12 protein-coding genes are annotated in these 12,486 nt (G+C 61.0%); 3 read left to right on the top strand and 9 right to left on the bottom strand.

Annotation, left to right across the window (positions count from 1 at the left end):
• Positions 1–772: 772 nt before the first annotated feature.
• Positions 773–1,162, bottom strand: coding sequence for a hypothetical protein (locus AB4Z51_RS37800; RefSeq protein WP_135214199.1), 390 nt, complete (start codon positions 1,160–1,162; stop codon positions 773–775).
• A gap of 404 nt (positions 1,163–1,566) precedes the next feature.
• Between AB4Z51_RS37800 and AB4Z51_RS37795 the strand changes: the two genes are divergently transcribed.
• Together AB4Z51_RS37795 and AB4Z51_RS37790 are read left to right on the top strand one after the other, a co-directional pair.
• The gene (locus AB4Z51_RS37795; RefSeq protein WP_135214200.1) at positions 1,567–2,304 is read left to right on the top strand and encodes a sensor histidine kinase; all 738 of its coding nucleotides are present in this window, start codon (positions 1,567–1,569) and stop codon (positions 2,302–2,304) included.
• A gap of 87 nt (positions 2,305–2,391) precedes the next feature.
• A complete protein-coding gene (locus tag AB4Z51_RS37790) occupies positions 2,392–3,018 on the top strand; it encodes a response regulator (RefSeq protein ID WP_135214201.1) in 627 nt (208 codons plus the stop codon).
• A 523-nt stretch (positions 3,019–3,541) separates the two neighbouring features.
• On the opposite strand, the gene AB4Z51_RS37785 is transcribed toward AB4Z51_RS37790, so the two are convergent.
• The 7 genes from AB4Z51_RS37785 to AB4Z51_RS37755 all read right to left on the bottom strand — a co-directional run bounded on the left by AB4Z51_RS37785 (position 3,542) and on the right by AB4Z51_RS37755 (position 10,883).
• A complete protein-coding gene (locus tag AB4Z51_RS37785; RefSeq protein ID WP_441499156.1) occupies positions 3,542–6,670 on the bottom strand; it encodes an efflux RND transporter permease subunit in 3,129 nt (1,042 codons plus the stop codon).
• Positions 6,667–7,911 carry an efflux RND transporter periplasmic adaptor subunit gene (locus AB4Z51_RS37780; protein ID WP_063981769.1) on the bottom strand — a complete coding sequence of 415 codons (1,245 nt, stop codon included), beginning with the start codon at positions 7,909–7,911 and terminating at the stop codon, positions 6,667–6,669. Before AB4Z51_RS37780 ends, AB4Z51_RS37785 begins: the two co-directional genes overlap by 4 nt.
• A 35-nt stretch (positions 7,912–7,946) precedes the next feature.
• Positions 7,947–8,432: a DUF992 domain-containing protein gene (locus AB4Z51_RS37775; protein WP_071911293.1), complete on the bottom strand. Its 486-nt coding sequence runs from the start codon at positions 8,430–8,432 to the stop codon at positions 7,947–7,949.
• The gene (locus tag AB4Z51_RS37770; protein WP_441499155.1) at positions 8,433–9,032 is read right to left on the bottom strand and encodes a hypothetical protein; all 600 of its coding nucleotides are present in this window, start codon (positions 9,030–9,032) and stop codon (positions 8,433–8,435) included.
• Positions 9,029–10,165, bottom strand: coding sequence for an AI-2E family transporter (locus tag AB4Z51_RS37765; RefSeq protein WP_135214204.1), 1,137 nt, complete (start codon positions 10,163–10,165; stop codon positions 9,029–9,031). The genes AB4Z51_RS37770 and AB4Z51_RS37765 overlap by 4 nt, the downstream gene beginning before the upstream one ends.
• 51 nt (positions 10,166–10,216) lie before the next feature.
• Positions 10,217–10,453 (bottom strand): hypothetical protein, encoded by a 237-nt coding sequence (locus AB4Z51_RS37760; RefSeq protein WP_441499154.1) that lies wholly within the window; start codon positions 10,451–10,453, stop codon positions 10,217–10,219.
• Positions 10,454–10,685: 232 nt separating this feature from the next.
• Positions 10,686–10,883, bottom strand: coding sequence for a DUF6894 family protein (locus tag AB4Z51_RS37755; protein WP_414643509.1), 198 nt, complete (start codon positions 10,881–10,883; stop codon positions 10,686–10,688).
• 240 nt (positions 10,884–11,123) lie between these two features.
• On the opposite strand from AB4Z51_RS37755, the gene AB4Z51_RS37750 reads away from it, so the two are divergent.
• The gene (locus AB4Z51_RS37750; protein WP_063981774.1) at positions 11,124–11,834 is read left to right on the top strand and encodes a Bax inhibitor-1/YccA family protein; all 711 of its coding nucleotides are present in this window, start codon (positions 11,124–11,126) and stop codon (positions 11,832–11,834) included.
• 6 nt (positions 11,835–11,840) lie between these two features.
• On the opposite strand, the gene AB4Z51_RS37745 is transcribed toward AB4Z51_RS37750, so the two are convergent.
• Positions 11,841–12,344: a DUF1269 domain-containing protein gene (locus AB4Z51_RS37745; RefSeq protein WP_028152030.1), complete on the bottom strand. Its 504-nt coding sequence runs from the start codon at positions 12,342–12,344 to the stop codon at positions 11,841–11,843.
• Between the last annotated feature and the right edge of the window lie 142 nt (positions 12,345–12,486).

Genomic DNA, 12,486 nt, shown 5'->3' with positions numbered 1-12,486 from the left:
GGATGGGCGTTCCGCGTCAGTTCAAACGACCACTGGAGGAAATGACCTTGCAACCCCTCGACAACCCGAACGGCACGTGGTTGTCACCTATGTCTTAGGTACGTTCTGTTACCCATGTCTCCGGGTCGGACATGTGGAAAGGCGGTAGCGGTCTCCTGACTCGAACCCCCGACGCTAGTCGTCGACGCACCTGCGTTAAGGCGGGTTACGCAGGGGCCGTTGTCGTTAGTAGTGCGACGAGTATGAGGGGCAGGTGGAGGCGCGAAGGCGGCTAATGACTCCATGCCTTCATAGTGCCGCGTAGCCACAGCGCCGAGACTTACCCGGTCAGCTGACCACCGATTGACCACCGAACCGCCCTGAACAAACAGCGATAAAGGTGGTCAACCAGGAGCGAAGTTCACTGTTTTTGTTGAACTTTTCGGTTGCTACTTACGTTCGGGACGCAAGGGGCGCGCGTGCTGACCGCGCGATCAAGCGATTTACATTTCGGCCATAACGTATTGATTTTGCTAGTGCTGTTTTGGTTGCCTTTTACAGCTAAGTGCCTGAAATCTCTTTTAGAGAATGAGACTCTTAATCAGCGGGTCCCAGGTTCGAGCCCTGGTGCGCCCACCATATCGAAAGCCCTATTGGCGCAGGGTTTTTCCATTTCAGGCGACAGAGCAAAGCGCGTATCGTGCGACGCTTTTGGTGGTCTGGCATCGTACCGTGCGTCGACTTGGCGATGTTCGCGAGATGTTCTTGCTGGTTCGCATCACCGTCGCGCTCGTCATCTCGCATGGTCTCCAGTATCGTCCATGACTTGTCGCACGCCCACAAGAGCGTCGCGTTTCGTCGCAGTTGTGACGTTTCGCTGGCCGACGTCGAGGATGTCCCTGGCGAGATAGGCGCACAAAAACGCTGCCAGCGCCGTGACTGACATGTAGACCGAGACTGGCCAGCTCGCGTCGCCACTCCACTGCACCAGCAGCGTCGAAATCAGTGGCGTAAAGCCGCCGACGACAGCACCGCTGACTTCTTTTGCGAAGACGAGACCAGTGTAGCGGATCCGCGTGTCGAACAGCTCCGAATAGAACGCCGCGATGGATCCGGAGATCGATGCGACGCCGAAAGACAAGCCGACGATGCCTCTGTTGATTTCCGAATTACGGAATTTCAAAGAGGTGGCCCGGGCGGAATATGGAAAGACGTCTTACCTAAACAGCGGCGGACTGTTCTGCGGCGCAACACCCTCGCCGGGGCCGCTCGATTGCTGTCGCCGCCGTCAAGCGGGCGATGACACAGCGCGCAGATTGACGTACGCGTCTTCATAATCGCGTTTTCGCCGACCCGCATGCTGCTCCTTACCTGCAGCTCCTTGATCTGAATCAGGGAGCATCGCGCCAAATTTGGGATGCTCGGCACACGACGGGGATTGGCTGCCTAGAGGATTTCTACGTAATGGCTTATACTGATTGCGTGGTCAGTGTGTCGCGGCGGTAGGCTAAATTTATCGGAGAGTTGTCTGCATATGCCAGGAAACTAGCGGTGCGAAAGTTAGCACTGCAGGAAGGCGAGTGTATCATGTCCCTTCAGGAGACACCGGTCGGCCGACATGTTCGAAATGCCTCCGGAGGATCGAGGCATGCGCGCAAGGCGAATTCCGAACGGCTCGCCCTGCAGGAAGAAGTTCATCATCAAATTGCTTCGGAGCTTCACGATTCAACGTGCCAGCATCTGGTGGCGGCAAGCCTCATTCTGATGCAAGTAAGGAGTGCGCTAGGCGATCCTCTGAAGGCGACGAAACATTGCGATCAGCTCGACATCTCGATCGATCGCGCTATGAAGGAATTGCGGTCTCTCACATATCTGCTTCACCCTCAGGACCTGTTTGAAGGAGGGCTCAGGACGACAATCGAGCAATTCGCAGAAGGGCTCGCAGCCCGAACGCCGCTGAATATTGAGGTCTCGATATCGTCCGCGGTCGACGGCCTGCCATACGGGGCGCAGCGAGCGTTGCTGAGAATTGTTCAGGAGGCCCTGACGAACGTTTACCGCCACGCCAAGGCGACACAGGTCGTCATAACTATCGGGATGAGGGACAGGAAGTTCAAGCTCGAGGTCCGAGACGACGGACAAGGCATGGTCGCTGCAGATGGCGCATGCCGCTTTCGTCCGTGGGCACTCGGAGCGGGAATCCGTATCATGCGAGCTCGATTGCAAGAGATGGGAGGGCAGCTTGAGATATTATCGGCACCCACAACGCTGCGGCGCGGTACCATCCTGCGCGCGACCTTTCCATGCGCTCTTGCGCGCGAGTGAGATGGCCCGGTTGGAGATGCTGCTCAAACGCAGCGCCCATAGCTCGTCCAGGTTCTCTTGCGACAAGATCATCGAGGCAGCCCTCTCATGAAACGAATTCTCATTGCTGATGATCATGATGCTGTTCGATCCGGGCTACGGGCGGTCCTCGAGCAGCGGCCGGGTTGGATGATTGTCGCCGAGGCGTCCGACGGAAGATCGGCATTTGAGGCCGCTCTCAAAGAGCGGCCTGATGTTGCGATCGTCGACTTCTTCATGCCGCGCATGACGGGACTGGAAATAACTCGAGGAATAAAAAAACATCTCCGCGAAACTGAGGTGCTGATCTTTACCGCGCACGAATCCGGAGTGCTGGCTCAAGAGGCGCTTCAGGCGGGTGCGCGCGCGTTCCTGGTCAAGTCGGACGCAAACAAGCTGCTGTTGGCTGCCGTTGAAGCGCTAATGGCACGTAAGCCATTCGTTGGCGGACGATTTTGGGGTCAGTCGGGTCGAGAAGACGAAGCTGGCGAGGGGCATGTGAAGCTGTCTCCGCGAGAGCGGCTCGTTGTCAAGCTCGTGGCCGAGGGGTACAGCAACAAGGGTATCAGCGCGATGCTGAGCTCAAGCGTGAAGACCACGGAGACRCATCGGGCGTCGGCCATGGGAAAACTGGGGGTCAATTCGATAGCTGGACTGGTCCGCTACGCGATCCGAGCTAAATTGATTGAAGAGTGAACGAAATCAGCGGCTGCCGGCCCGCCGCGCTTCGCAACCGATCGCGGCGGTGAAGCAGAGCTGATCGCTGCGGAAGCGCAGCTCTGCCCTTTCCCGTCCGCAAAGGGATCGCGGACGATCACCTCCACCGCCACCCGCAATGGCGGCGACCGCGATGCCACCAGCAAACCCAACGGCGCCTGCGCGGTCGCGGGCGCCCCCAACCGGGGCCATGCGGAGGACCCCACTGCGCCTGCGTCGCGATATCCGTGGTTATCGCGGCCCGTCCCAGATTTGCGGCGACCGGCATTGCCTCCGCTGACGCAATGAAACGAACGCCGATTGCGCCGACAGCTGCGGCGGCGACGGCGCCCTGCGCAAGACCAAGGAAGGCACGACGTGTGGGAGCGTTCATTGTTCTTCTCCTCTCTTCTTGTTACGCAGTTTCAAGCACGGACAACGGTAGCGGGGAACGGCAACGTCGGCATCCGTCGAAACCCTGAGCAACAGGCTCGGCGTATTCGCGCCGTCCTGGATACTCGGGTCATGTGGTTCGCGCCGGGACCGGTCGTGCCTTCGCGCGCTCGCGCAGGCGCTGAAACGTGACGTAGAGCATCGGCACTATAAAAATCCCGATTGAGCTTGCGGCGAGCATGCCGGCAAAGACAGCGGTCCCGACCGCCCTGCGGCTCAGCTCGGCGGCGCCGGTTGCGAGCACGAGCGGGAGGAGTCCGAGAATGAAGGCAACCGAGGTCATCATCACCGCGCGGAACCGCATATGCGCCCCCTGGATCGCGGCCTCCGCAAGCTCTGTGCCGGCTTCCCGTCGCTCCTTCGCGAATTCCACGATCAGGATGCCGTTCTTGGCGGCAAGCGCGATCAGCACCACGAGGCCAATCTGGCCGTACAGATCGAGATTGAGGCCGGCGATTTTAATACCGATATATGAGCCTAGAACGCCGACAACGACGGAGAGCAGCACCGGGATCGGGATCACCGTGCTCTCATACAGCGCCACCAGGAACAGATAGGCGAACAGCACGGCGAGCGCGAGCACCACCCCGGTTTGTCCTGCTGCCTGTTGCTCCTGATAGGCGGTGCCGGTCCACTCGAAACTGTAACCTGCAGGCAGCACGTTGTTGGAGATCTCTGCCATCGCTGCCATCGCGGTGCCGGACGAGACGCCTGGCGCCGGGCTGCCGTTCACCGTCACTGAACGATAATTGTTGTAGCGGGTAATGACCTGAGGCCCGGTTACGATCTTGATGCCGGCGAGCGACCGCATCGGAACCATCTGACCCGTGCTATTGCGGACATAGATGCGCCAGATATCGGAAAGGTCGGCGCGATCGAGCGCCTCCCCCTGCACGTTGACCTGCCAGGTACGTCCATAGAGGTTGAAATTGTTGACGTAGATGCCGCCCAGCGTCGCCTGAAGGGCCGTGAAGATATCGCTGATGGTCACGCCAAGCGCCTGCGCCTTACGTCGATCGATGTCGAGATAGATCGATGGATTGGTCGCGGTGAAGGTCGAGAACACTCGCGTCAGCCGCGGATCGGCATTGGCCGCTCCGATCAACGCACCCGTGACACTGGAGATCGCGGCGGGGCTCTGTCCTTCCAGCGCCTGGAGCTGGTACTCGAACCCGCCTGAGGTGGAGAGTCCGATGATCGGCGGCATATTGAACGGCAGTACATTGGCCTGCCGGATTTGTGCGCCGGCTGCGTAAGTCTGCCGGATCAACGCCTGCACCGAATCCGCGGCCGCCTTGCGATCGGCAAACGGCTTGAGGYGCGTCACCACCAGCGCGCTGTTGGGCTCGGACGCCCCGTCAAGCAGGGAGAAACCGATGATGGCCAGAACATGGTCGACGGCCGGCATCGCCTTCAGGACGTCCTCGATCTGCTTGGTGACTTCACTGGTCCGCGCAACGGATGCACCGTCCGGCAACTGYACCGAAGTGAAGAAAGCGCCCTGGTCTTCCTCGGGGAGGAACCCTGTCGGCGTCAGGTGCGACATCCCGAAAATGCCGGCTGCGAACACGGCGACCAGGATGAGGGAGAGACTGGCCACGCGCAACAGCCGTCGTACGCCGCTGCTATAGCGATCGCGGATCCAGTCAATGCCGCCAAGAACGTGGCCGATCATGCCGCGCCGGGGTCCAGTATGCCGCAGGAACAGCGCGCACAAGGCGGGCGACAAGGTCAGCGCATTCAGTGCTGAAATCATCATGGCGGCGCTGATCGTCACCGCAAATTGCCGAAACAGCGTGCCGGAAATGCCAGGAATGAAGGCGATCGGAACAAAGACGGAGAGCAGCACCAACGTGATCGCGATGATCGGTGCCGTGATCTGCGTCATCGCCTTCTTGCTTGCCTCGACTGGCGAAAGATCCGGTTCCTCCTCCATCACTCGCTCGACGTTCTCCACGACGACGATGGCGTCATCCACGACGATGCCGATGGCGAGCACCATCGCGAGCAGTGACACGGTATTCGCGGAATAGCCAAGCATCAGCAGCACCGCGAAGGTGCCGACCAGGCTGACCGGTACGGCAATGGCTGGTATCACCGTGGCCCGAAGATTACCGAGGAACAAATAAACCACGATCACGACCAGGACGAAGGCCTCTCCCAGTGTCCGCAGAACCTCCGAGATGGTGTCCCGTACGAAGCTCGTGGAATCGTACTGCACGAGATAGCTCAACCCCGTCGGGAATCGCTTCGATAGCCGCTGCATCGTCGCTGCGACCGCCTGCGCCGTCGTCACGGCATTGGCGCCCGGCGCCAGATAGATCGCGAGAGGCACCGCGGCGCGCCCGTCGATCCGCGCTTCGCTGTCGAGGTTCTGCGCGCCAATCTCGACCCGGGCGACGTCCTTGACGAGCAGCGTCGAACCATCCGGGTTGGCGCGCAGCACGATATTGGCGAACTGGTCGACCGTCGCGAGCCGTCCCAGGGTCTGGACGTTGAACTGGAATTGCTGGTCGTCGCTGATTGGACGCGCGCCGATGCGGCCGACCGGCGCCTGGACGCTTTGCGTTCGAATTGCCGCGATCACGTCCGAGGGCGTGAGATTGAGGCTGGTCAGCCGCTGCGTATCGAACCAAATCCGCATCGAGTAGTTCATCTTGGCGAACAGGTGAGCTTGGCCGACACCGGGCGTGCTGGAGATCGCATCGAGTATGTTGATGATCGCGTAGTTGGTGATGAACAGCGGATCTTGCTGACCGTCGGCACTGTAAAGCACCAGAAATTGCAGGATCGCCGACGATTTCTTTTGCACGGTCACGCCCTGCTGCTGCACCTCGGTGGGCAATTGTGACAGCGCGCTCTGCACCCGGTTGTTAACATTGACGGTGTTGATATCGGGATCGGTGCCAAGTGCAAATGACACCGTCAGGGTGTAGCTGCCGTCGTTGCCGCTCGTCGATTTCATATAGAGAGCTCGGTCGACGCCGATCACTTGCGCTTCGAGCGGTTGAGCGACGCTGGCCTCCACGACCTCGGCAGACGCGCCGGGAAAGGTCCCGGCAACCGTGACCTGCGGTGGCACAATGTCCGGAAATTGCGCCACCGGGATCCGTGTCAGCGCGAGCGCACCTGCAATGGTAATGATGAAGGCCACGACCATCGCAAGTCGCGGGCGATCGATGAACACGGCGGACATCATGGCTTTTTGTCCCCCGGGCGCGGATCAGTTGAACCGCCATGGTCTGGCTGCGAAGGCGCGTCGCCTGTGCCGGCCTTCATGCTCGACTGGATCAGCGCGCTCGCCGGGCCCGGAGAAACCGCCTGACCTGGACGAACTCTTTGCAGGCCTTCGACGATGACCTTGTCGCCCGCCGCGAGGCCGCTGATGACGGAGGCGATAGTGGGCGTCGATTGCCCCAGCTTGATGCGGCGTTGTTCGGCCTTATCGCCGGCGCCAACGGCGAGGACATAGTCACCCTGCTGGTCGGACAGCACCGCCGAACGCGGGACCGCCAGCACTTCGATGGGCTGGACACCTTCCAGCAAGACCGTGACGAACTCGCCGTCAGTCAGTTCGTGAACGGTTACGCCCGCGGCGGACGGCGCGCGCAGGATCGGGTTGGCGATCTCGCCGCGCACGGTGATCGTGTCCGTGTTCTGGGCGATGGTGTTGTCGACAAAATCCAGCTTGCCGGACTTGCCATACATGCGGCCATTGGGCAGCCGCAGCCGGATCACCACGGCTTCCAAGCCTCCCTGCGGACCATAGCGTTCGCGTAGTTCGAGCCCCTGGCGCAACGGCACCGGGAAGGTGACGTACATCGGATCCTGGCTGACGATCGTGGTCAGGACGCCCGAGCTGGGACCGACGACATTGCCTTCGGTCACGGCCGTACGTCCGATCTTGCCGTCGATCGGCGCGCTGATCATGGTGTAATCGAGGTTGATCTGTGACGCATCGACTTGTGCCTGCGCGGCCTGGACCTGGGCTTCCAGGCTGCGTTGGTTGGCGATCGCCGCGTCGTAGGTCGATTGCTGACCGGCCGGCCCGCTGAGCAGCGTACGCGCCCGGTCGGTCGTCAGCTTGGCGTTCTCGAGCATCGCTCGGAGCTGGGCCACCTGCGCCTGCTTTGACGCGAGATCGGCCTCGAACGGACCGCGCTCAAGCCGGTAAAGCGGATCGCCCTTCTTGAGCTCGGCGCCCTCGACGAACAACCGCTGCTCCAGGAATGCGGTGACGCGAGCCACGACATTGACGCGATTGACCGCCTCGATCCGCCCGAGAAATTCGTTGGTCTCGGTGATCGGTCGTCTGATCGCTTCCACGATGCCGACAGCGGGCGGAGGGCCTGCGGCTGGCTGTGTCCAGCCCGTGCCGCCAGCGATGAATGTCAGGAAACCCGCCGCCAGCATCCTGACCGAGACGTCCGCAAGGTCCATTTTCCGCTCCTTGCTCCGGGGGTCGGGACAAGCCGCTATCCCGGTCCGCGCGGGCCGAGTGTCAGGTTCGTAACGCCTGCCGCAAGGTTCAATCCGATCGATCGCTCGATCGACAGAGGCTGGAGCGTAATCGTCCGGCGAGAGCCTCCGATCAGAACGTTCGCTCCGAGACCGGGGCCGAACGCGACATTGCCGCTCGCCCCCACGTAGTTCCCGCGCAGCGTGCCGGGGCCGACGCGCGAGTTCCTGGCGAAGACGGCCCATGAGAGGGTTCCTGCGCTGGTCACGCCGATGTCAAGACCAACGCGCCTGATCCGTCCGTCGTAGACGTACTGCCGGGCCGGGCGTCTCGTGATGAATATACAACGAAGCTCCTGCGCGGAGCCAAGCACCAGCCCAACGCGCGGAGTGCTGGTGCATACGAGCCGGCCGACCCTGAAGGCCTCGGCGCGTGCGGGCAGGGCGTCGGCGCACATCAAGGCGGATCCAGAGATGATCGCAAGAAGCAGGTTAATGCGCATTCAGGCCTCCATTTGACTTCCGGTGTCGGTGGGCGAACTCCCTGGGCTGCGATCCTGGCGAAGCCAGAACGTGATGCCGAGGCCGATCAGCAGGACGGCGCCCAACAGGAAGAAGATGATGGATTGTTGTAACCAGGATATCGCCGGAACCGTGACGCCCATCGCAAGGCCGAGGAAGGCAATTTGCGGCGAAAGAAGACTGACGCCCGCGAGGAAGGTGCCGAGCGCAWGTAACGTGAGAAGGACGAGGCTGGTTGCCGGTGTCGGCAACAATTGCTGAACGCCTGACACCAGCATGATGTTCATCGTGACCAGGACGGCAACCCAGTGCAGCGCCTGGGTCCAGATCAGTCGCCACCGGGCCTCCTTGCCATCGATCTCCGGCCATTTGTTGATGACGCACACAACGCCGATGGCAAGCGCGAGAAATTCCCAATAGCCAACGAGAGGCTGGTGAGAGGCGTTGGTATAGGCGACGCCCGCCACGGCGAGCACCAGTGCGATGATGTAGGGAAGTTGCTGCCACAGAAAATGTGTCATCCGCGTGTGCGCCGGGGATGGCTCCATTCCATTGTTCTGCTCGGCTCGAATCTCGCTCATGGCGCTCCCATTTGCGATGGTCCCTTGTTGGACATCCGCCCGCTGTTATCGCCGAGGTAATCCTCGACGTAGAATCTAATGATCGCGACCCGGCCGACGGCGACCAGCGGCATGGCGAGTGCGATACCCATCACGCCTAGCATTGCGCCCAACAGTACGATCGCGACCAATGTCCATGCGGGAGGAATTTCGACCGCCTGGCGCTGGATCAACGGGCCTATCACATAGCCCTCGATCGATTGAATGATTGTGTAGATGACGACGGCCCAGATCAGCAGCGATGCGCCGAGCGGCATCGCGACGAGCGCGATCGGGATCGCGGCAAGGATGGGTCCCAGATACGGAACGAAGTTGGAAAGGCCCGCCTGCAGCCCAAGCACGAAGGGGCCGGGAAGCCCGATCAGATAGAGCGCGACCCACACGCACAGTGTCATTAGGATGATGCGGATCAGCTGTCCGACGAACCACAGCCGCAGGAAGTTTCCCATCTCGTTCATTACGGCGCGTGTTCGGGCGCGATAGGAAGGCTTCGCCAGCATCACCAGACTCTCGCGATGGCTGGTGGGATCAAAGGCGAAGAGGATACCGAGGAACGCGATCACCAGCACACCGGTCAGAAAGCTCGACGCTCTGCCAACGACGAGCTGGGCGTGGCTGAAGAACCGGCCTTGATCGGACAGCAGCCATTGCGCAAAATCGCGCCCCGATTCCGGACCAAGCAGATCGACGCCGTAGGTCAGAAGGCGTTGCTGCAAGACGTCGAACTGGGTGTCCATGACCTTCAGCAGGATGCGTGTTTGCTCCGGCAGCTTGCCGCCTCCCCAGACGAGGCCTAGTCCGACCAAGGTGGTGAGTAGCAGCAGCACGAATGTCAGCCGCCAGACACGATTGAGTGGAATTAGTAGCGCCAGTGCGCGTGCGGCGGCATCCAGAAAGGCAGCAAACAGTACGCCTGCGAAGATGATGAGAAGACTCGAGGCGGTTTGCCATACGAGGAAGAGAGCAACGCAAGTGGCGAGCAGGGCGAGACCCGTTGCGAGAAAGCCGCGCCGCCTGTCGGTCATGCCCTGGTCTGGAGGCTCACGGACCACGACCTCGCGCGGGTGCTCTTGTCCTGTCCTCACGTCGCTCATCGATCGGGTGTCTCGGCGGCGGATTGCAATGACGAACTGTCGCGCCGGGGCTCAGGTGCGAACACGGCGGCTGCCATAATGGGGATGCGAGCCGCCGCGATGACGCCAGTAGCGATGCTTGGTGGGGTTCGTATTCGTATTTGGCGCGGCGGTGCTTGGGGCARGTGTCGTGACCTGCTTTGGCACGGATGCGGCCGGATCGGTCGTCTGCGCCTGGGAACTGGTCGACTGCGCGGTCGCAATCGATCCGGCAAGGATCAAGGCACCGCAAATGGTCCGGACATTCATGTTTGTCTCCAACTGACCCACAACAACATTTCAGATCGAGATAGCGCCGACGGCCAACGCATAGGCGCGGACGCGTGCGGCGAGCCCTCAACCCCGGAGATGAGGTGGGCGGAAGGGTCGAATTTGAACGGGGTAGGCCGGCCACCCTCGGTTACGAGACTAGAGGCAGCTTCTCGGTCGGCGCATCAGGGATTCTATGTAGAGGGCGAGGCAGGAAATCGGTCGACCGCCTCTAATGAGGACTTGCCGATCCGGGCGCGGCGGCCAGGGCGACCAGCACGAAGCTCGCGCGGAACAACTCGCCTGCCTTAGCGAGTTCAGTCGCGATATGCCTGGCGTGCAGAACGGCAGCGTCATGGTCGGCGCACTCGCATCCAATTCCGTCCGGACAAAGGCCGTTTTTGTCGACGATGTGAAAGAAGTAGCGCATGCGAACGGATTAGGCCGGTGCGTGACCAGCTTCCAGTGACAAAGGTGTAAGAGTCCAGGCAAAAAGGATGAGAAGCCAGGGGCAACCCTAGGTTACGTTTCGGTAAGTCGCTCTGGCGGATACGGGTATCCCGAGATAGGGTGATATATCTTCCGGCGCTCGGGTGATCATCCGATGTCCCCGCACGGGCCGGACCGCTAGCTTGGTTTGTTCATGTGAACCAATCCGAGGAGGCAAGCGATGTCGAACTATGATCCGAATCTGACTGCCTCAGGCACTGGTGGCGGCGCGCTAGCGATCGATCCCGGATTGCGCGCCTACATGCTGCGCATCTACAATTATATGGCCGCGGGCGTGGGCCTGACTGCAATTGTGGCGTGGCTGACGTATCAGCTCATGGGTCCCGCATTGCTTGAGAGCCCGTTGATGTGGGTTTTCATCCTGGCGCCACTCGGGCTGGTGTTCTTCATCGGGGCGCGCATCAATACGCTGTCGGTGGAAACGGCGCGCATTCTGTTCTTCGTCTATGCCGCGCTGGTCGGCGTCTCGCTCTCGACGCTGCTGCACATCTACACCAGCGCCTCGATCACGCGCGTGTTCTTCATCGCGGCCGCGATGTTCGGGGCACTCAGCGTCTTCGGCTACACCACGAGGCGCGACCTGTCCGCGGTCGGCAGCTTCCTGTTCATGGGCCTGATCGGCATCATCGTCGCAAGCCTGGTCAATATTTTCCTGAGGTCGACGGGGCTCGATTGGTTGATCTCGATCGTCGGCGTTGGCGTCTTTGCGGGACTCACGGCCTATGATACGCAGCGGATCAAGGCGATGTACGAGAGCAGGGACGATGCGACGACGGCAGGCCGCAAGTCGGTGATCGCGGCACTGTCGCTCTACCTCAACTTCCTCAATCTGTTCATGATGCTGCTGCGCCTGCTCGGCGGTAGGCGGTAGGCGGCTTCAGGCTGCCGGCCGCTCCGCCGCGCTGGCGAGCGCATCGCGCAGGATCTTTTCCTTGGTCTCGTCCAGGGACGTTTTCAACACGACTCCGCCGGCATCCTTGATTTCCTTCAATACCTTGTCTGCCGTCATGTTCTTGATCAGGACGAAGAGCGCGGCGTTGCCGGTGTGGAGCGAAGCGGACAGCTCCTTCATGAAGGAATCGTTGATGCCGAAATCGGACAAGGCGCCTCCAAGCGCGCCGGACGCAGCGCCGACCGCGACACCGATGATCGGATTGAGGAAGAGCACGCCGACCAGAAGTCCCCAGAAGCTGCCGGTAATCGCGCCCGTCGCCGTGGTGTTGACGAGCTGGTTGAGCTTGATGTTGCCGTTCTCGGCCTTGACGGCGATCACGGCGTCACTGATGGTGATCAAATATTCCTTTTGCAGTTTGAGCAGCCGAGTTCGGACTTCTTCGGCCTTTGCTTCGGTCGGGTATACGATCGCAACCAGATCAGACATGGAGACCTCCTGGGCATTCCCGCAGGGGCCGCGGGAAGACTGATGCCAACTGCATGGCGCGGAGACTAAACGGCGAATTGCAAGCTCGACATCCGAGAAAACCCCTGGGCGCGGGAGAGAATGTTCCGGATCATTAGAGCAG

The organism is Bradyrhizobium sp. 2TAF36, from assembly GCF_052114925.1.
GTDB lineage: Bacteria > Pseudomonadota > Alphaproteobacteria > Rhizobiales > Xanthobacteraceae > Bradyrhizobium > Bradyrhizobium barranii.
This window is presented reverse-complemented; position numbering and strand designations above follow the sequence as displayed.

What these genes read in the sequence shown, in the direction of transcription:
- AB4Z51_RS37775 (WP_071911293.1), bottom strand. Translation starts at nt 8,432, where the DNA reads ATGCGCATTAACCTGCTTCTTGCGATCATCTCTGGATCCGCCTTGATG.
- AB4Z51_RS37750 (WP_063981774.1), top strand. Translation starts at nt 11,124, where the DNA reads ATGTCGAACTATGATCCGAATCTGACTGCCTCAGGCACTGGTGGCGGC.
- AB4Z51_RS37755 (WP_414643509.1), bottom strand. Translation starts at nt 10,883, where the DNA reads ATGCGCTACTTCTTTCACATCGTCGACAAAAACGGCCTTTGTCCGGAC.
- AB4Z51_RS37745 (WP_028152030.1), bottom strand. Translation starts at nt 12,344, where the DNA reads ATGTCTGATCTGGTTGCGATCGTATACCCGACCGAAGCAAAGGCCGAA.
- AB4Z51_RS37795 (WP_135214200.1), top strand. Translation starts at nt 1,567, where the DNA reads ATGTCCCTTCAGGAGACACCGGTCGGCCGACATGTTCGAAATGCCTCC.
- AB4Z51_RS37765 (WP_135214204.1), bottom strand. Translation starts at nt 10,165, where the DNA reads ATGAGCGACGTGAGGACAGGACAAGAGCACCCGCGCGAGGTCGTGGTC.
- AB4Z51_RS37780 (WP_063981769.1), bottom strand. Translation starts at nt 7,911, where the DNA reads ATGGACCTTGCGGACGTCTCGGTCAGGATGCTGGCGGCGGGTTTCCTG.